We start from the raw sequence: 18,055 nt of genomic DNA on the forward strand, positions 1-18,055 counted from the left end.
CGCGAAGACATTTTTTCAAGCGGGAAAAATCTGCTGAATGTACTGGCCCTTTCGCGAGCAAGGTGGATCGCCACCCCGGTCGCTCCCACGAGCGCCCATTTTGTAAGGAATCCCGCTTGAAGCTGCTGACCACCCTTGCGCTGCTGTTCACCCTTTCCGGCTGCAGTTCCATGCTCTTCTACCCGGAACCCGGTCTGCCGTTCACTCCGGAAAAGGCCCATCTGCAATTTCGCGACGTCACCCTGACCGCCGCCGATGGCACGCGCTTGCACGCCTGGTGGCTGCCAGCCAAGGAAGGCGTCCCGGTCAAAGGCACGGTGCTGCATCTGCACGGCAACGGTGGGAATCTGGCCTGGCATCTGGGCGGCAGTTGGTGGTTGCCGGAGCAGGGTTACCAAGTATTGTTGCTGGATTATCGCGGTTACGGGCTGTCTGAAGGGCAACCGAGCCTGCCAGCGATTTACCAAGATATTGACGCCGCGTTCGCCTGGCTTGACCAGGCCCCCGAAGTGCAAGGCAAGCCATTGGTGGTGCTTGGGCAGAGCATCGGCGGCGCGCTGGGCGTGCATTATATGGCCGAACACCCCGCGCAACGCGCCAGACTCAAGGCGCTGGTGCTGGATGGCACACCCGCGAGTTACCGGCAGGTCGCGCGCTACACCTTGGGCACCTCTTGGTTGACCTGGCCGCTGCAAACCCCACTTTCATGGCTGATTCCCGATGCTGACAGCGCCATCAATGGCCTGCCACAACTGGTCGGCACCCCGATGCTGATTTTCCAGAGCATGGACGACACCCTTGTGCCGCTGGCCAACGGCATCAGCCTGTATCAGGCCGCGCCACCGCCGCGTGTGCTGCAACTGACCCGTGGCGGGCATGTGCAGACTTTCTCCGATCCAACCTGGCGCGCGGTCATGCTGCGCTATTTGGACGACCCGCTGCACTTCAACGGCCTGCGGCGCCTGGCCGAAGTGCCGAACTATCCCGCTGCCACATCGAATCCGAAAACTGATGAGTCCGAGAAAAAGCAATGAACGAAGAACGTAACGCCATCCCGCTGATCATCACCGGAATCTGCTGCATCCTGGGGACGGTCGGCACCCTCTGGTACTACGGCTATCTGCATTTCGCCAAGCCTGAAGATGCCTTGCTGCTCAACCAGTTCACGATGCTCAAGACCGTGCCGGGTGAGGATTACAAGATATCCGTCACCCCGGCCACCGAAGTGGCGCAGTGCATCGATGGCGTGCTGGTGCTGTTCGATACTTCGCAAAAAGGGCTGTCAGGCGTGCTGATCAACGACAAGAAACAGGCCGTACGTTGCGCCGGCGAGGAAACGCCGCAGCAGTTGCAGCCTTGAACAGCCACTAGCCATTAGAGCGAGGCTAGCCCGCGTAGAACGATAACGCGGTCAGTCTGGGCCACCGAAGCGTCTGATTCGCGGGCAAGCCTCGCTCCAACGAGGCCGGGGTTCGCAGCACCTTCTCCTACGGGCGAGCGAACAACAAAAAGCCCGGCCTGTGAACACAGGCCGGGCTTTTTCGGTGTTGCTTCAGCGGTTTAGTGCATCGACGAACGCGGTGCTACCGGCTGGTTGTCGTTGGAAATGGTCACTTCCACACGACGGTTCTGGGCACGGCCCGAGTTGCTGGTGTTGTCGGCAACCGGGTATTCCTTGCCGTAACCCTGAGCAACGATGCGCGCTGGATCAACGCCCATCTGCACCAGAGCATTACGCACGGAGCCAGCGCGGCGCTCGGACAGCGACTGGTTGTACGAAGCCGAACCCGAGCTGTCGGTGTAGCCTTCGACAATCACTTTACGATCCGGGTTGTCCTGCAGGAACTTGGCCAGCTGGCTGACGTTGGTCAGGCCGCTGGATTTCAGCTCAGCCTTGTTCAGGTCGAACAGCACGTCGCCGAAGGTCACCAGCGTACCGCGCTCGGTCTGCTTGGCGTTCAGGCTGCTCTGCAGCGCCTTGATCTGCGCGTCACGGGCATCCAGTCGAGCCTGGGCACGGGCCGCAGCTGCGCCTTTGAGGTTTTCTTCAGCGGTACGCAGGTTGATGGTCTGCTTGGCGAGCTCGACACGCTGGTTGGTCAGGTAAGCCAGCTGATCGACTTTCTTCTCGTTTTCCTTTGCGCGATACGCAGCGTCGGCCTTGTTCAGCCAGTCGCTGGCATCCTTGGTTTCAAGGGCGGCGACCTGGGTGGCTTTCGGGTTGCTTTGCAGCGCGGAGAAATTGGTACGCGCCGATTCCAGATTAGGGTTGGGCGGCGTGGAGCAAGCAGCAAGAGCGACGCTCATGGCCAGCAGGGCAGGGATCATCAATTGTTTGCGCATAGTAGTCTCGTCCTTTAAATCGAATTCGAAATGCATGAAAAGCAGGTGTTATTGCGCCGGTGCCGGTTGCACCTGGCGCATGCCTTCTTCACGTAGTTCGTTGACGCCCTGACGGGCATCCTGCACGGCTTTTTCAGCCTTGGCGGCCTGAGCCTTGCGCTCGGCTACGCGTGCATCCCATTCGGCCTGCTCAGCCAGACGACGTGCTTCGTCGTACTTCTGCTCTTGCATGGCGAGCTCTGCTTGCTTGAGCTTGTCTTGAGCGGACTTCATCTCTACCGCTGCGTACTCGGTACCGCCAGCGCTGACTGCACTGTTTACCGCCGATTGAGTGACTGCGTACTGCTCGCTCGGCGGATTGCCTGCGCAACCGGCCAGCACGAAGCTGGCACCGATGGCCAGGGCGGCCAGTTTCAAACCTTTGAACTTGGACTTGGCAGTAAGGGTGTTCATGGTGTGCGATTCCATTGTTTATCTCCTGAAAACTTTGGTTTCCATGACAGTCATGCTCAGGGCTGAAGCGAGCGAGGTAGCAGCGGCAGCGCCATCTGCTATCCGTAGGCTTTTCTGTAATGGCTATGGGCTCGGACCTGTGCAGTTTTTGAATAGTTCAGGTTTTTTTGAGCGGCGTCTGAAAACTGACGTCGTTTGTCAGGCACCCGGCAACGCCGCCATAGGCTGCATTGCAGAGCCCTAAACAGGTCAGTCACAGAGGAAATTACCGGCGAAATCAGGATTGCTCAGCGTCCTGCTGTTCGGAAAGTGCGTGCAGATGGCGTCGCGACAAGTCGAGGAAACGCGGCGTGGGGCCAACATCTTCATACAGCGGATCGCCTTCTTCATCGGTCGCCACCACATGCTGACCCTTGACGTAAGGGAAGCTGGTTTCCAGCTCTTCCAGCGCCGCGCCGATCAACTCACCCAGAAGCTCTTCGGGATGGCGTTTGGGATACATTTCGGTCAACGCTGCCAACCGTGCGGCGGATTCCACATCCAGGTGAATCGCATAGCTGGTCTTGGTCAGGCGGCCTTTGGCATTCTGTTCCCAGTGGTTGGCGAGCTCACGGATTTTCATAGATACCCCTTTATTGGCCCACGCTGGCGGGCCTGATCGAATAACGAGCCAATCAAAACAGCCCATTACTGAGATTAGCTTGAGTCCTGGTAAACGGTCGTCGGATGCCAGGGGTTTGTCGAACCGCAGGGTTTTGGTGCACTGTTGGTAGATCAGATTTCTGCACGCTGGTTCGGTGGTGAAGGTAACGAACTGGACAGCGCCCCTATAAAAACGCTGGGAGAGGGAACGATGGCTGATATCGATGCACGTTTGCGTGAGGACGTTCACCTGTTGGGTGAGCTGTTGGGCAACACCATCCGCGAGCAACGTGGCGCGGAGTTTCTCGATACGATCGAACGCATTCGCAAAGGCGCCAAGGCTGGCCGACGGGGCTCCGCAGCGGGTGCCGAGCAACTGAGTTCCAGCGTAAATGCGCTGGAGGAAGATGAGCTGCTGCCAGTCGCGCGGGCCTTCAATCAGTTCCTCAACCTGGCCAACATCGCCGAGCAATATCAGCTGATTCGCCGTCGCGACGATGCCCAGCCGCAACCCTTTGAATCCCGGGTCCTGCCCGAGTTGCTCGACCGTTTGAAGGGCACGGGGCATTCGCCGGAAGCATTGGCGCGGCAACTGGGCAAGCTGGAAATCGAACTGGTCCTCACTGCGCACCCGACCGAAGTTGCGCGGCGCACACTGATCCAGAAGTACGACGCTATCGCCGCGCAACTGGCGGCGCTGGATCAGCGCGACCTCAGTAGCGACGAGCGCGAGCAGATCACCTCGCGCCTGCAACGCTTGATCGCCGAAGCCTGGCACACCGAAGAGATTCGGCGCACCCGGCCAACTCCGGTGGACGAAGCCAAGTGGGGCTTTGCGGTCATCGAGCATTCGTTGTGGCAAGCCGTGCCGGATTATATGCGCAAGGCCGACCATGCGTTGCACGCCGCAACCGGCCTGCATCTGCCGCTGGAAGCTGCGCCGATCCGCTTCGCGTCGTGGATGGGCGGCGACCGCGACGGCAACCCCAATGTCACGGCGGCCGTAACCCGCGAAGTGCTGCTGCTGGCGCGTTGGATGGCGGCGGATCTGTACCTGCGCGACGTCGATCAACTGGCGGCGGAGCTTTCCATGCAGCAGGCCAGCGCTGCGCTGCAAGCCCATGCCGGAGACAATGCCGAACCTTATCGTGCGGTGCTCAAACAACTGCGTGAACGTCTGCGTGCGACGCGCAATTGGGCGCACGCATCGCTGACCGTTACCCAGCCGATGCCGGATAGCGTGCTGAGCGACAACCGTGATCTGCTCGACCCGTTGCTGCTGTGTTTTCAATCGCTGCACGAATGCGGCATGGGCGTGATCGCTGACGGCCCATTGCTCGATTGCCTGCGCCGCGCCGTCACCTTCGGTTTGTTCCTGGTGCGGCTGGACGTGCGTCAGGACTCCAGCCGACACAGCGCCGCCATGACCGAGATCACCGATTATCTCGGTCTGGGCCGCTATGAACAGTGGGATGAATCCGCGCGCGTCGATTTCCTGCTGCGCGAGCTGAATAACCGTCGGCCATTGTTGCCCAGCCATTTCAAGCCTGCTGCAGACACCGCCGAAGTCCTCGCCACCTGCCGCGAAGTGGCGGCGGCGCCTGCGGCATCGCTCGGCTCGTACGTGATTTCCATGGCTGGCGCCGCGTCGGACGTGCTCGCTGTGCAGTTGCTGCTCAAGGAAGCCGGGCTGCAACGGCCGATGCGCGTGGTGCCGCTGTTCGAAACCCTTGCGGATCTGGATAACGCAGGGCCGGTGATTGAGCAATTGCTCAGCCTGCCGGGCTATCGCGCGCGGCTGCATGGGCCGCAGGAAGTGATGATCGGCTATTCCGACTCCGCCAAGGACGCCGGCACCACCGCATCGGCCTGGGCGCAGTATCGGGCGCAGGAAAAGCTGGTGGATATCTGCCGCGAGCAACAAGTCGAATTGCTGCTGTTCCATGGCCGTGGCGGCACGGTCGGACGCGGCGGTGGTCCGGCACACGCGGCGATTCTGTCCCAGCCACCGGGCTCGGTCGCCGGTCGCTTCCGCACCACCGAGCAAGGCGAGATGATTCGCTTTAAATTCGGCCTGCCGGGGATCGCCGAGCAGAACCTCAACCTGTACCTGGCCGCCGTGCTGGAAGCCACCTTGCAACCGCCACCGCCGCCGGAACCCGCGTGGCGCAAGATGATGGATCACCTGGCGGCCGATGGCGTGAAAGCCTACCGCGCCGTGGTGCGGGAAAATCCCGAGTTCGTCGAGTATTTCAGCCAGGCCACTCCGGAACAGGAACTGGGTCGCTTGCCGCTGGGCAGTCGTCCCGCCAAGCGTCGCGCGGGTGGCGTGGAAAGCTTGCGGGCGATCCCGTGGATTTTCGCCTGGACCCAGACGCGCCTGATGCTGCCGGCCTGGCTGGGCTGGGAATCGGCGCTGAGCAAGGCGCTGGAGCGTGGCGAAGGTGACGTTCTGGCGCAAATGCGCGAGCAATGGCCATTCTTCCGGACCCGCATCGACATGCTGGAAATGGTGCTGGCTAAAGCCGACAGCGACATCGCCCGGTTATACGACGAGCGTCTGGTGGCGCCCGAGCTGCAACATTTAGGTACGCATTTACGCGACCTATTGTCGCAGGCCTGCGCGGTGGTGCTTGGTCTGACCGGCCAGTCGCAACTGCTGGCACATAGCCCGGCGACCCTGGAATTCATCAGCCTGCGCAATACCTATCTGGACCCGTTGCACTTGCTGCAAGCGGAACTGCTCGCCCGATCCCGTAGCCGCGAGGCAAGTCTGGACAGTCCACTAGAGCAGGCGCTGCTGGTGTCTGTAGCGGGTATCGCGGCGGGTTTGCGTAATACCGGGTGATGTTGGTTGTCGACCGGGTTGGCGGCGATTGCCTGCGCAGCCCGCGTCGCCAAAGCGCTGCGCGGCAGCAGTTGCACGCCGCTGCACTCGCCGGTGCAGCCGTTTACAACCGCCATCAGGACTAGGGTTACTGCGACTTTCGGCGGCTTGTGCCGCCTGTGTCTGCTGTGTATCTTGATCAGCCTTTGGCCACTCTTCGGCTTTAAACATTATTTAGAGATTGGTCCTGTAGTGGCGAATCCGACGATTCCATATAAAAAATTTGAGGAGCACATCGATGCGCGTAATTCTGCTGGGAGCTCCCGGGGCCGGTAAAGGTACTCAGGCAAAATTCATCACCGAGAAATTCGGCATCCCGCAAATTTCGACAGGCGACATGTTGCGCGCAGCGGTCAAGGCTGGCACTGAGCTGGGCTTGAAGGCCAAAAGCGTGATGGACAGTGGCGGTCTGGTTTCCGATGACCTGATCATCGGCCTGATCAAGGATCGTCTGTCCGAACCCGATTGCGCCAAAGGCGTCCTGTTCGACGGATTCCCGCGCACCATTCCGCAGGCTGAAGCCTTGCTGGCTGCCGGTCTGGAAATCGATCACGTGCTGGAAATCGCTGTCGATGACGAAGAAATCGTCAAGCGCATGTCCGGTCGCCGCGTTCACGAAGGTTCGGGTCGTATTTACCACACGATCTTCAATCCGCCGAAAGTCGAAGGCATCGACGACGTAACGGGCGAACCCTTGCTGCAACGCAAGGATGATGTTGAAGAAACGGTGCGCCATCGTCTGGCCGTCTACCACTCGCAGACCAAACCGTTGGTGGATTTCTACAGCAACCTCGAAACCAGGAATGGCAAGCCCAAGTGCAGCCATATCGCCGGTGTCGGTTCTGTAGAAGAGATCACTGCCAAGGTGCTCGCAGCGCTGAGCTGATCGAGTCCTTCAGTCAACAACGGCCCGCTTGCGGGCCGTTTGTCGTTTATAATGCGCCACTTTTTTCCCTACGACGGATACACCGATGACCACCTTGCTGGCCCTGGACACCGCCACTGAAGCCTGCTCGGTCGCTTTGCTGCATGACGGCAAAGTGCTGAGCCACTACGAGGTGATCCCGCGCCTGCATGCCCAGCGTCTGTTGCCGATGATCAAGACTTTGCTGGCAGAAGCGGGCATCGGCCTGTCTGCGCTGGACGCCATCGCGTTTGGTCGTGGACCGGGGGCTTTTACCGGCGTGCGGATCGCCATCGGCGTAGTCCAGGGCCTGGCGTTTGCCCTGGAGCGACCGGTGCTGCCGGTTTCCAATCTGGCGGTGCTGGCGCAGCGGGCATTGCGCGAACATGGCGCCCATCAGGTCGCATCGGCAATCGACGCGCGCATGGATGAAGTGTATTGGGGCTGCTATCACGAGGTGGCGGGCGAAATGCGCTTGCTCGGCGCTGAAGCAGTATTGCCGCCGGAGCTGGCGGTATTGCCCGCCGATGTCAGCGGCGACTGGTTCGGCTCGGGCACCGGTTGGGGGTACGCGGAACGCATTCCTGTGCAGTTGATCGGCCACGACGCGACCATGCTGCCCCATGCCCAGGATCTGCTGACGCTGGCGACCTTTGCCTGGAACCGAGGCGAAGCCATCATCGCCGACGACGCCCAGCCGGTTTACCTGCGCGACAAAGTAGCAACGCCCAAGGCGCGGTGACAGGCATTGTGGGAGCGAGCTTGCTCGCGAATCTGAATTCCGGTCGACACATTTGAGGCCGGTGCAAACGCTGAAGATCTTCCTCGGCAGACCCGACGCCTTCCCGGACAAGTCCGGTCCTACCGAATCAACACAACCCGGTAGGAGGGGACTTGTCCCCGAAGAAGTCGGTGCAAACGCTGAAGATCTTCCTCGGCAGACCCGACGCCTTCCCGGACAAGTCCGGTCCTACCGAATCAACACAACCCGGTAGGAGGGGACTTGTCCCCGAAGAAGTCGGTGCAAACACTGAAGATCTTCCTCGGCAGACCCGACGCCTTCCCGGACAAGTCCGGTCCTACCGAATCAACACAACCCGGCAGGAGGGGACTTGTCCCCGAAGACGCCGGTCTAGGCGCTACGTCGTTGGTGTCTGGAAAGACTTCGCGAACAAGTTCGCTCCAAATCGGCGTTACTTACACCTTTCATCGCCTAAACTCCTCAAACAGCCTGCCAGCGTCAACCTTTTGGGAAATGTGTGGTCTAGTTATCGTTCGGACATTTGCTAAGTGCCTGTCCGTGACGTTAAATTGCCACTATAAGATGCCGAGTACGCACACATGCGCATAGACGGACCCTCACATCGCTCCACCCCCATCAAGCGCAGGCCGCAAAAAGCCCCTGCGACTGTGGAGGGTACCTTCGAAGAAGTGGACGACGACATTGAGGTTCCGCAAAAGCCTGCGCAAAACGCTGCAAGACCAGGCGCCGGCGCACAAGCCAGCTCCACCGCCAACGTCCCCGCCCGTCAGCAAGACATCATTTTCCCGCGCTCCATGAGCAGCCGCGTTGCCAATGCCCTGGCCAGTTATCTGACCACTGCGAGTTTTGTCGATTGGGATCTTGAAGTCTCGGGCCTCGATCTGCACGTTTGAACGCCGCTCGTTTGAAAGACCACCGCCTGCCGTATTTCCTGGGTTGCCCGTCCTGGAGTGAAAACGCCTGGCGCGATTTCCTGTATCCCGCAGATGCCCGCCCCAATGAAATGCTCGGCCTGTACTCGCAGGTTTTCAACGCCGTCGAAGGCAACACCACGTTCTATGCGCGCCCCAAGCCTGAAACCGTTCAGCGCTGGGCCGAAGTCTTGCCGGAGTACTTTCGCTTCACCGCCAAATTCCCCGGCGACATCAGCCATAACGGCGATTTGCGCCTGCAATTGCACGCCGCAGAGGATTTCATCCGGCTGATGGCGCCGCTGGGCCAGCGCGTTGCGCCGCTCTGGCTGCAGCTCGCGGCAAGTTTCACTCCGCTGCGGCTGGGTGAACTGGCCACGTTCATTGATGAGCTGCAATGCCCGCTCGCCGTGGAAGTGCGCAACCACGCTTTTTTCGACAAGGGCGAAGACGAGCGGATGCTCAATCGTCTGCTGCTGGATCGCGGCGTGGAGCGCATTTGCCTGGACTCGCGGCCGCTGTTCAGCTGCGTGTCCACGGACCCTGCGGTTCTGCATGCGCAGTCGAAAAAGCCCAAAGTGCCACCTCGACCGGCAGCGCTGACCCAATTTCCTCAGGTGCGCTTCATTGGTCATCCTTTGCTGGAGGCGAACGACTCGTTTCTGCAGCAGTGGGTCGAAAAAGTCGCGGGCTGGATTGAAGAAGGGCGCACGCCTTACGTATTCCTGCACACCCCGGACAATATCCAGGCGCCGCTGCTGGCCCAGCGCTTTCATCAACTGTTGATGATCCGCCTGCCAGGCTTGCCGAGCTTGCCGGAACTGGATCGCGCACCTCCGGTGGAGCAACTGGGCTTGCTCTGAGGTCTGAAGTTGTGGGCTTATAGCAGCCCACACCAATGACCTGAGCAGGACTCGCCCATGGATGCCCGTCAATTGCTACGCGCCCAGACCTTCCAAGCCTTGCACGAGCGCGACAGCGCTTTTGTGATCCCTAATCCGTGGGACGCAGGTTCCGCGAAGTTGCTGGCATCCATGGGCTTCGAATGCCTGGCGACCACCAGCGCGGGCCTGGCCTTTGCCTTGGGCCGCGCCGATGCCGAAGGCGCGATCAGCCGCGATGAGGCCTTGGAAAATATCCGCGCCATCGTTGCCGCGACCGATCTGCCGGTTGCCGCCGACCTGGAAAACTGTTTTGCCGACAGCCCCGAAGGCTGTGCCGAAACCCTGCTGAAAGCGGCGCAAACCGGCATTGTCGGTGGCTCGATCGAAGACGCCAGCGGCCACCCTGACGAGCCGATTTATGCGTTTGACCTGGCTGTCGAACGGGTCAGAGCCGCCGTCGCAGCGGCCCGCAGCTTGCCGTTTCCGTTCCTGCTCACGGCCCGTGCGGAAAATCTTCTCAATGGCCGGATGGATTTCGCTGACACATTGCGGCGGCTTGAAGCCTACGCCGATGCCGGGGCCGACGTGCTGTACGCGCCGGGCCTGCGCACCCGTGAGCAAGTCATCGCGGTGGTGCAGGCTGTGGCGCCGCGCCCGGTGAACGTGTTGATGGGCTTGAATGGCGTGAACCTCAGTGTCCAGCAACTCAGCGAGTGCGGGGTGCGGCGCATCAGTGTCGGTTCATCCCTGGCCCGTGCGGCGTTCGGCGGGCTGTATCGCGCCGCCGAAGAAATCCGCGGCCAAGGCACCTTCACCTATGCTGAGCAGGCGCTGCCGTTCGATCAACTCAACGCATTGTTCAAACGCTGAGGATGCGTGGTTCGACGGTATTTCTGGTCTTTGTGCTGCTGTGTGGCGCTGCCGTTGCGGCGCTGTGGCGGGGCTGGATCGAGGTGCCGGACATCTGGAATCCCTGGGCGCCGCTGGACATCAAGGCCGAGCCGAACTTCCTGACGCCGTACAAGCTGTCGCGCCTGCAAAACGATCCGCAGCTGTGCGATCAAGCGCTCGGCAGTTCGTCGCTGCGTTTCAGTCATCAGGCCGACAGCGATCCGTCTGCAACCTGTCCGCTGCAAAACGTCCTGCGCATGCAGGGCGGGGATGTGGCCTTGAGCAGCAGCTTTCTCGCCAGTTGCCGGTTGGCGGTGGCTTATGCGCTGTTCGACGTCCACACCTTGCAGCCCGCCGCCCAAGCGGTATTCGGTCAGAAGGTGACGCGCATCGATCATCTGGGCAGCTTCGCCTGTCGCAATGTGTACAGCCGCAGCGAAGGTCGTCTGAGCCAGCACGCGACGGCCAATGCTCTGGATATTGCCGGCTTTCGCCTGGAGGACGGTCAGCGGATCAGTGTGCTTGGGGACTGGAAGGATACCGGGGACAAAGGCCGGTTTTTGCGTCAGGTGCGTGATGGCGCCTGCAGGAGCTTCAATACGGTGTTGGGGCCGGATTATAACGCTGCCCATCGCAACCATTTCCACCTGGATATGGGCCGCTGGAGTGTTTGTCGTTAAGCAGCCATGCGCAGGTTTTGCAGGACGATTGGGCGTGCCCAGCCATTTTCGTAGTCAAACTGGCGCTGTTGCGCTACGACGGTGGCGTCGTCCAGCGGCAGCGCAGGCTTGTCGGCCAATTCCCATTCGAATTCGGCAATCGGCAGATGCAGTGGGCGCGGCTCTGGACCAGGGCCCGGAATGACGCTGTCGTCGTATGGATTGAGCACGGTCGGGCGCACCCAGGTGCTATCGAACTCAAGATGGCGCTGCTGGGCAATCATTTCGCCAAGGCTGAACGGTTCGTTCGGTGGCGGCAGCAAGTCCAGTTCGAACTCGGCAATTGGCAGGAACAACGGCTCAGGCGGCTTGCGCTGTACATCGGCAACCGGGCAGGCGCGCTGTTCGACGATCTTGCCAAGAGTACGAGCCCCGGCAATCGGTTCGCCGGTGGCGATATCAGTAACAACGGCGGCGGATTCTGCCGAGACCTCGGTGCTGTCGCCAATCTGTTCAGCCATCGCACGGGCAAATGCATCCGACCAGAGCTGGGTAACGCTACCCAATGCTCGGGAATTACGCAGGCTGAAATCACCCGCGTGGGATAAGTAGCCTATGGATGTTTGCTGAATCTCTGACATAGCGATCAGTACACGTCTTGGGTCTGGCAAAATGCCTGATACTTGGTTATCGGCCGTTTTTGTCGATCATTAACAATTTTTGAGCGTGTGGACACAATGAGTGAGCAACCAGCGGGCAGCCGCATCCGGGTCGAAGCCCTGGCAAGCAATGGGCAGGAGCAGGCAGAGCAATGGGCCCAGCGCCTGGGTTTGCCGTTACAGGACGCCGAAGCTGATTTCGCTTTGCAAGTCACCGAGGACGGTTTGCAGTTGCAGCAACTGAGCGACGACGCGCCGGGCCCGGTACGCGTGGACTTTGTTGAAGGCGCTGTTGCCCATCGCCGTCTGTTCGGTGGCGGCAGCGGACAGATGATCGCCAAGGCGGTGGGCATCCAGCCCGGTGTGCGTCCACGGGTGCTGGACGCCACGGCCGGGCTGGGCAAAGACGCCTTCGTCCTCGCCAGCCTGGGTTGCGAAATGAGCCTGATCGAACGTCAGCCGATCATCGCTGCGTTGCTTGAGGACGGTTTGCTGCGCGGTCGGCAGGATCGCGAAGTAGGCTCGATCATTGGCCAGATGCGCTTGCTGACCGGCAATTCCATCGAGCTGATTCGCAGCTGGGAAGGCGAACCGCCACAGGTGATCTACCTCGATCCGATGTTCCCGCACAGGGAAAAGACCGCGCTGGTAAAGAAGGAAATGCGCTTGTTCCGGCCGCTGGTGGGCGACGACATGGACGCGCCGGCACTCCTCGAAGCCGCACTGGTATTGGCGACGCACCGCGTGGTGGTCAAACGCCCGCGCAAAGCGCCGTGCATCGACGGCCCGAAACCGAGTTACGCGCTGGATGGCAAATCCAGTCGTTATGACATTTATCCGAAGAAGGCGTTGAAGTCCGGCTGATCTGACGCAGCAGCGAACCTGTGGGAGCGAGCTTGCTCGCGAAGCAGCTCACGAGCAGCGCGAGGCAGCGATATCGATCTGCCTGACACACCGCTTCGCGGCCGTCGTAACCTCCGAACGCTCCCACAAAAACGCCGTCATCTGTAGGGGCTACGCCTCGGCTCCTACAGCAGCTAAATCCGGTAAGCCCGCATAAACAATCCCACTACATCCCGCACATGCCTTTCGGCGCTGGCGTCGTCCGGCAGCTCGCCGCAGCCCACCAGCAAGCGGAAGTTGCAGGTGCCCTTGATCAGGCTCAGGAAATGTTCGGCTGCGGTCCTTGCCGAGTCGAAGCGCAGCTCTCCGGTTTTTTCCAGGCGCGCGAGGAAACGCTCCATTTCCTGAAGAATCCGCTGCGGTCCGGCCTCGAAGAAAATCTGCGACAGCGTCGGATCCTGAGTGCCCAAGGTCACCATCAAGCGATGCAGCTCGATGGATTCCGGGCTGTTGATCAGTCTGTTGAAGCTGCGGGCAATGTTGATCAGCAGCGTCTCGACCGGCAATTCGCTGTGCAGATCAAAAAACAATTCAGGCATCTGTTCTTCGCAGCGGGCCACCACCGCCGAGGAGAACAATGTCTCTTTATCCGTGAAATGGCTGTAGACCGTGAGCTTGGAAACGCCCGCTTCTGCGGCGACCGCATCCATGCTGGTGCTGGCGTAACCGTTGCGCACGAACAGGTTTTTCGCAGCGTCGAGAATGGCCTGGCGTTTTGCCAGATCCTTGGGGCGGCCGGGGCCGGAGGGTGGTAATGAGGTTTCAGGCATATTCGTTTTAATAATGTACTGGTGAGTTTGATAATTTTTAATATACTCGCCAGTACAATTATTCCAAGTCTCAATTGCGAAGGTGTTGTCACCATGTTACGCAATGCTCGCTCTGTCGTGCTGCCCGTCACCCTGATTTCGTTGCTGGCCGCTTGCGGTCAGGAGGTCGCGGCGCCGGTTTTCGTGCGTCCGGCGATGGTGGTGCAGCCCTTGCCGTCATCCCAGTCCATGGACAGCTACCCCGGTGAAGTGCGGGCGCGCTTCGAGCCGGACCTGGCATTTCGCATCGCTGGCAAAGTCAGCAAGCGCTGGGTTGAAGAGGGGCAGCGGGTCAAGGCCAATCAACCCCTGGCCGAACTGGATGCACAGGATGTTCGTCTGCAACAGGAAGCCACCCGCGCCCAGGTGGCGGCAGCCGAGGCCAACTTGCAGCTGGTGCGCTCCGAACGCGATCGCTACAAGACGCTGATGGAGCGGCAGATGGTCAGCCGTTCGCAATTCGATAACGCAGAAAACCTCTACCGCTCCGGCGAAGCGCGGCTCAAGCAGATCAGAGCCGAGCTGACCGTTGCTGACAACCAGACCAGCTATGCCGTGCTGCGCGCTCCGCAGGATGGCGTGGTTGCCAAGCGGCTGGTGGAAGTCGGCCAGGTCGTCGCAGCGGGGCAAACGGTATTTACCCTGGCGGCGGATGGCGAGCGTGAAGTGCTGATCAGCCTGCCGGAACAGAACTTCTCGCGCTTCAAGGTCGGCCAGCCGGTGGCGGTGGAATTGTGGACCCAGCGCGAACAGCGTTTCCCGGGCCGGATCCGCGAGCTGTCACCGGCCGCCGATCCGCGCTCGCGCACCTTCGCTGCGCGCATTGCCTTTGCTGGCGGCAAGATCCCCGCCGAGCTGGGGCAGAGCGCTCAGGTGTTCATCCAGGCCGAACAGGTCGTGCCGTTGGCAGTGCCGCTGTCGGCGGTGACGTCCGAGAATGGCGTGCATTACGTCTGGCGTGTCGAAGCTGGCAATACGCTGAAGCGCGTGACGGTCAGGCTTGGGCCTTATGGACAGGAATCGGTGCCGGTGCTCGACGGGCTGGCGGCCAGCGACTGGATCGTGGCCGCCGGTGTGCATGTGCTGCATGAGGGTGAGCAGGTACGCCCGGTGGATCGCGAGAACCGCGCGGTCAAACTGGCGGCGAAGGAGTAAGCCCGGATGCACTTCAATCTTTCCGAATGGGCGCTGCGCAATCGGCAAATCGTCCTGTACCTGATGATCGTTCTGGCTGTCGTCGGTGCTCTTTCCTACACCAAGCTTGGGCAGAGCGAAGATCCGCCGTTCACTTTCAAAGCCATGGTGATTCGTACGATGTGGCCGGGCGCCAGCGCGGAAGAAGTGGCGCTGCAAGTCACTGATCGCATCGAGAAGAAACTCATGGAAACCGGGGAGTACGAGCGCATCGTTTCGTTCTCGCGACCCGGTGAATCGACGGTGACCTTCGTGACCCGCGATTCGATGTTTTCCGCCGCGCTGCCCGAACTGTTCTATCAGATCCGCAAGAAAATCAGCGACATCCGCCAGAACCTGCCGCCGGGGATTCAGGGGCCGTTCTTCAACGACGAATTCGGCACCACGTTCGGCAATATCTATGCGCTGACCGGCAACGGCTTTGACTACGCCGTGCTCAAGGACTACGCCGACCGCATCCAGCTGCAATTGCAGCGGGTCAAGGATGTGGGCAAGGTCGAGCTGATCGGCTTGCAGGACGAGAAGATCTGGATCGAGCTGTCCAACGTCAAGCTCGCCACCCTTGGCTTGCCACTGGCGGCTGTACAGCAAGCGCTTGAAGCGCAGAACGCAGTTGCGGCCACCAGTTTTTTTGAAACGCCCACCGAGCGGGTGCAGTTGCGGGTCAGCGGACGCTTCCAGACCGTCGAAGAAATTCGCGAGTTTCCGATCCGCGTCGGCGATCGTACGCTGCGCATCAGTGATCTGGCCGAAGTGCATCGCGGCTTCAACGACCCGCCCGCGCCGCGCATGCGCTTCATGGGTGAGGATGCGCTGGGTCTGGCGGTGGCGATGAAGGAAGGCGGCGACATTCTGGTGCTGGGCAAGGCCCTGGAAGGCGAGTTTTCCCGCATCCAGAAAAACCTTCCGGCCGGCATGGAGCTGCGCAAGGTCTCCGATCAGCCTGCCGCCGTGAAGACCGGCGTCGGCGAGTTCGTCCGGGTGCTGGCTGAAGCCTTGGGCATCGTGTTGCTGGTGAGTTTCTTTTCCCTTGGCATGCGCACGGGCATGGTCGTGGCGCTGGCGATTCCGCTGGTCCTTGCGATGACCTTCGCCTGCATGTATTACCTGGGAATCGGCCTGCACAAGATTTCCCTCGGCGCGCTGGTGCTGGCGCTGGGCTTGCTGGTGGATGACGCGATCATTGCTGTGGAAATGATGGCAATCAAGATGGAGCAGGGCTACGACCGGATGCGCGCAGCGAGTTTCGCCTGGACCAGCACCGCGTTCCCGATGCTCACCGGGACGCTGATTACCGCAGCGGGCTTTTTGCCGATTGCCACGGCGCAGTCGAGCACCGGCGAATACACCCGCTCGATCTTCCAGGTGGTCACCATTGCCTTGCTCGCGTCATGGGTCGCGGCGGTGGTGTTTGTGCCGTATCTGGGCGAACGGTTGCTGCCGGATCTGGCGAAAATCCATGCCGAGAAACACGGCGCGGGCGTTTTTGATCCCTATGCGACGCCGTTCTATAAGCGCGTGCGGGGTCTTGTCGGCTGGTGCGTTCGTCGTCGCAAGACAGTGATCGTTTTGACGGTAGGACTTTTCGTGCTGTCAGTGGTGATGTTCAAGTACGTGCCCCAGCAGTTCTTTCCGGCTTCGGGTCGACTGGAGCTGATGATCGATCTGAAACTCACCGAAGGTGCTTCGTTGAGCAACACCGCCGATCAGGTCAAGCGGCTGGAACAGATGCTCAAGGATCACGACGGCATCGACAATTACGTTTCCTACGTGGGCACCGGTTCACCGCGTTTCTATCTGCCGCTGGATCAGCAACTGCCTGCGGCGAGTTTCGCCCAGTTCGTGGTGCTGGCCAAATCCATCGAGGACCGGGAAACCCTGCGCACTTGGCTGATCACCAACCTCAACGAACAATTCCCGACCTTGCGGTCACGGGTCACGCGCCTGGAAAACGGCCCGCCCGTGGGTTATCCGGTGCAGTTCCGGGTCAGCGGCGAGCACATTGACGAGGTCCGGGCTCTGGCGCGCAAAGTGGCGGCCAAGGTTCGTGACAATCCTCATGTGGCCAATGTGCATCTGGACTGGGAAGAACCCAGCAAAGTGGTGTATCTGAATGTCGATCAGGACCGCGCCCGGGCGCTCGGCGTCACAACGGCCAGCCTGTCGAAATTCCTGCAAAGCTCGCTCACCGGTTCCAGCGTGAGCCAGTACCGCGAGGACGATGAACTGATCGAAATTCTCCTGCGCGGCACCGCCAATGAACGTCAGCAACTGGGCGCGCTGGCGAGTCTGGCGGTGCCCACCGACAACGGCGCCAGTGTCGCCTTGTCGCAAGTGGCGACCCTGGAATACGGCTTTGAAGAAGGCATTATCTGGCACCGCAACCGACTGCCCAATGTCACGGTGCGCGCCGATATCTACGGCAAGGAGCAACCGGCGACGCTGGTCCAGCAAATCATGCCGACCTTGCAAGGCGTGCGCGATGAATTGCCGGATGGCTATCTGCTGGAAGTGGGCGGTACGGTCGAGGATTCGGCGCGGGGCCAGAATTCGGTCAAGGCTGGCGTACCGCTGTTCATCGTGGTGGTGCTGACCTTGCTGATGATCCAGCTGCGCAGCTTTTCGCGGATGTTCATGGTATTTCTGACTGCGCCGTTGGGGCTGATTGGCGTGACGCTGTTCCTGCTGGTGTTCAATCAGCCATTCGGTTTCGTGGCCATGCTCGGCACCATCGCCTTGTCGGGGATGATCATGCGCAACTCGGTGATTCTGGTCGATCAGATCGAACAGGATATTGCCGGCGGACTGGATCAGTGGCAGGCGATTATCGAGGCCACGGTGCGGCGTTTCCGACCTATCGTGCTGACCGCGCTGGCGGCGGTGCTGGCGATGATTCCGCTGTCACGCAGTGTGTTCTTCGGCCCGATGGCGGTAGCGATCATGGGCGGCCTGATCGTTGCGACCGCGCTGACGTTACTGTTTTTGCCTGCGCTGTATGCAGCGTGGTTTCGGGTGAAGAAGATCGATTGATCAAACCCACTGCAGACTGTGTAGGACCGTGTTCCACCTGTGCAGACTGCGTGGGAGCGAGCTTGCTCGCGAAGACGTATTTATAGCCAGCGCATATGTCGCGGCTTGATATTGCCTTCGCGA

Annotated in this window: 17 protein-coding genes; 12 read left to right on the forward strand and 5 right to left on the reverse strand. The window is 60.6% G+C overall.

Annotated features, from left to right (window positions below; all coding sequences use genetic code 11):
* Window positions 1-116 precede the first annotated feature (116 nt).
* Window positions 117-1,034, forward strand: a complete 918-nt coding sequence (locus AABC73_RS06635) for an alpha/beta hydrolase (RefSeq protein WP_341522935.1) — start codon at window positions 117-119, stop codon at window positions 1,032-1,034.
* The gene (locus tag AABC73_RS06640; RefSeq protein WP_331151976.1) at window positions 1,031-1,360 is read left to right on the forward strand and encodes a hypothetical protein; all 330 of its coding nucleotides are present in this window, start codon (window positions 1,031-1,033) and stop codon (window positions 1,358-1,360) included. Before AABC73_RS06635 ends, AABC73_RS06640 begins: the two co-directional genes overlap by 4 nt.
* A gap of 200 nt (window positions 1,361-1,560) precedes the next feature.
* Here AABC73_RS06640 and AABC73_RS06645 read toward each other — a convergent pair whose 3' ends face one another.
* From AABC73_RS06645 to AABC73_RS06655, 3 genes are all read right to left on the reverse strand, one after another.
* The gene (locus AABC73_RS06645; RefSeq protein WP_065834777.1) at window positions 1,561-2,343 is read right to left on the reverse strand and encodes an OmpA family protein; all 783 of its coding nucleotides are present in this window, start codon (window positions 2,341-2,343) and stop codon (window positions 1,561-1,563) included.
* Between the two features lie 48 nt (window positions 2,344-2,391).
* On the reverse strand, window positions 2,392-2,811 hold the full coding sequence (locus AABC73_RS06650; RefSeq protein WP_065834778.1) for a DUF4398 domain-containing protein: 420 nt from the start codon (window positions 2,809-2,811) through the stop codon (window positions 2,392-2,394).
* Between the two features lie 262 nt (window positions 2,812-3,073).
* Complete coding sequence (locus AABC73_RS06655) at window positions 3,074-3,418, reverse strand: pilin assembly protein (protein WP_065834779.1); 345 nt, start codon at window positions 3,416-3,418, stop codon at window positions 3,074-3,076.
* A gap of 231 nt (window positions 3,419-3,649) precedes the next feature.
* Here AABC73_RS06655 and ppc point away from each other — a divergent pair, with 231 nt between their 5' ends.
* The 7 genes from ppc to AABC73_RS06690 all read left to right on the forward strand — a co-directional run bounded on the left by ppc (window position 3,650) and on the right by AABC73_RS06690 (window position 11,358).
* Window positions 3,650-6,286: a phosphoenolpyruvate carboxylase gene (gene ppc / locus AABC73_RS06660; RefSeq protein WP_341522936.1), complete on the forward strand. Its 2,637-nt coding sequence runs from the start codon at window positions 3,650-3,652 to the stop codon at window positions 6,284-6,286.
* A gap of 277 nt (window positions 6,287-6,563) precedes the next feature.
* Entirely contained in the window at window positions 6,564-7,211 is a 648-nt protein-coding gene (adk, locus tag AABC73_RS06665) for an adenylate kinase (RefSeq protein ID WP_341522937.1), read from the forward strand.
* 85 nt (window positions 7,212-7,296) lie between these two features.
* Window positions 7,297-7,971 (forward strand): tRNA (adenosine(37)-N6)-threonylcarbamoyltransferase complex dimerization subunit type 1 TsaB, encoded by a 675-nt coding sequence (gene tsaB / locus AABC73_RS06670; RefSeq protein WP_341522938.1) that lies wholly within the window; start codon window positions 7,297-7,299, stop codon window positions 7,969-7,971.
* Window positions 7,972-8,570: 599 nt separating this feature from the next.
* Window positions 8,571-8,885 (forward strand): hypothetical protein, encoded by a 315-nt coding sequence (locus AABC73_RS06675; RefSeq protein ID WP_341522939.1) that lies wholly within the window; start codon window positions 8,571-8,573, stop codon window positions 8,883-8,885.
* Between the two features lie 11 nt (window positions 8,886-8,896).
* On the forward strand, window positions 8,897-9,766 hold the full coding sequence (locus tag AABC73_RS06680; RefSeq protein WP_341524183.1) for a DUF72 domain-containing protein: 870 nt from the start codon (window positions 8,897-8,899) through the stop codon (window positions 9,764-9,766).
* A gap of 57 nt (window positions 9,767-9,823) precedes the next feature.
* Window positions 9,824-10,657: an isocitrate lyase/phosphoenolpyruvate mutase family protein gene (locus AABC73_RS06685; protein ID WP_341522940.1), complete on the forward strand. Its 834-nt coding sequence runs from the start codon at window positions 9,824-9,826 to the stop codon at window positions 10,655-10,657.
* A gap of 2 nt (window positions 10,658-10,659) precedes the next feature.
* Entirely contained in the window at window positions 10,660-11,358 is a 699-nt protein-coding gene (locus AABC73_RS06690; RefSeq protein ID WP_341522941.1) for an extensin family protein, read from the forward strand.
* On the opposite strand, the gene AABC73_RS06695 is transcribed toward AABC73_RS06690, so the two are convergent.
* Entirely contained in the window at window positions 11,355-11,978 is a 624-nt protein-coding gene (locus AABC73_RS06695; protein WP_341522942.1) for an energy transducer TonB, read from the reverse strand. The two genes, AABC73_RS06690 and AABC73_RS06695, sit on opposite strands and share 4 nt — an antisense overlap.
* Window positions 11,979-12,074: 96 nt before the next feature.
* On the opposite strand from AABC73_RS06695, the gene AABC73_RS06700 reads away from it, so the two are divergent.
* A complete protein-coding gene (locus AABC73_RS06700) occupies window positions 12,075-12,860 on the forward strand; it encodes a class I SAM-dependent methyltransferase (RefSeq protein ID WP_341522943.1) in 786 nt (261 codons plus the stop codon).
* Window positions 12,861-13,033: 173 nt separating this feature from the next.
* Here the strand turns inward: AABC73_RS06700 and AABC73_RS06705 are convergent, their stop codons facing one another.
* Window positions 13,034-13,669 (reverse strand): TetR/AcrR family transcriptional regulator, encoded by a 636-nt coding sequence (locus AABC73_RS06705; protein ID WP_341522944.1) that lies wholly within the window; start codon window positions 13,667-13,669, stop codon window positions 13,034-13,036.
* A gap of 93 nt (window positions 13,670-13,762) precedes the next feature.
* On the opposite strand from AABC73_RS06705, the gene AABC73_RS06710 reads away from it, so the two are divergent.
* Window positions 13,763-14,863, forward strand: a complete 1,101-nt coding sequence (locus tag AABC73_RS06710) for an efflux RND transporter periplasmic adaptor subunit (RefSeq protein WP_341522945.1) — start codon at window positions 13,763-13,765, stop codon at window positions 14,861-14,863.
* A 6-nt stretch (window positions 14,864-14,869) separates the two neighbouring features.
* Window positions 14,870-17,932, forward strand: a complete 3,063-nt coding sequence (locus AABC73_RS06715; RefSeq protein ID WP_341522946.1) for an efflux RND transporter permease subunit — start codon at window positions 14,870-14,872, stop codon at window positions 17,930-17,932.
* Window positions 17,933-18,055 lie beyond the last annotated feature (123 nt).

The organism is Pseudomonas sp. G.S.17 (assembly GCF_038096165.1).
Classification (GTDB): domain Bacteria; phylum Pseudomonadota; class Gammaproteobacteria; order Pseudomonadales; family Pseudomonadaceae; genus Aquipseudomonas.

Coding starts and splice junctions, on each gene's coding strand:
- AABC73_RS06640 (WP_331151976.1), top strand. CDS start 1,031: ATGAACGAAGAACGTAACGCCATCCCGCTGATCATCACCGGAATCTGC.
- AABC73_RS06645 (WP_065834777.1), bottom strand. CDS start 2,343: ATGCGCAAACAATTGATGATCCCTGCCCTGCTGGCCATGAGCGTCGCT.
- AABC73_RS06650 (WP_065834778.1), bottom strand. CDS start 2,811: ATGGAATCGCACACCATGAACACCCTTACTGCCAAGTCCAAGTTCAAA.
- AABC73_RS06655 (WP_065834779.1), bottom strand. CDS start 3,418: ATGAAAATCCGTGAGCTCGCCAACCACTGGGAACAGAATGCCAAAGGC.
- ppc (WP_341522936.1), top strand. CDS start 3,650: ATGGCTGATATCGATGCACGTTTGCGTGAGGACGTTCACCTGTTGGGT.
- adk (WP_341522937.1), top strand. CDS start 6,564: ATGCGCGTAATTCTGCTGGGAGCTCCCGGGGCCGGTAAAGGTACTCAG.
- tsaB (WP_341522938.1), top strand. CDS start 7,297: ATGACCACCTTGCTGGCCCTGGACACCGCCACTGAAGCCTGCTCGGTC.
- AABC73_RS06675 (WP_341522939.1), top strand. CDS start 8,571: ATGCGCATAGACGGACCCTCACATCGCTCCACCCCCATCAAGCGCAGG.
- AABC73_RS06685 (WP_341522940.1), top strand. CDS start 9,824: ATGGATGCCCGTCAATTGCTACGCGCCCAGACCTTCCAAGCCTTGCAC.
- AABC73_RS06690 (WP_341522941.1), top strand. CDS start 10,660: ATGCGTGGTTCGACGGTATTTCTGGTCTTTGTGCTGCTGTGTGGCGCT.
- AABC73_RS06695 (WP_341522942.1), bottom strand. CDS start 11,978: ATGTCAGAGATTCAGCAAACATCCATAGGCTACTTATCCCACGCGGGT.
- AABC73_RS06700 (WP_341522943.1), top strand. CDS start 12,075: ATGAGTGAGCAACCAGCGGGCAGCCGCATCCGGGTCGAAGCCCTGGCA.
- AABC73_RS06705 (WP_341522944.1), bottom strand. CDS start 13,669: ATGCCTGAAACCTCATTACCACCCTCCGGCCCCGGCCGCCCCAAGGAT.
- AABC73_RS06710 (WP_341522945.1), top strand. CDS start 13,763: ATGTTACGCAATGCTCGCTCTGTCGTGCTGCCCGTCACCCTGATTTCG.
- AABC73_RS06715 (WP_341522946.1), top strand. CDS start 14,870: ATGCACTTCAATCTTTCCGAATGGGCGCTGCGCAATCGGCAAATCGTC.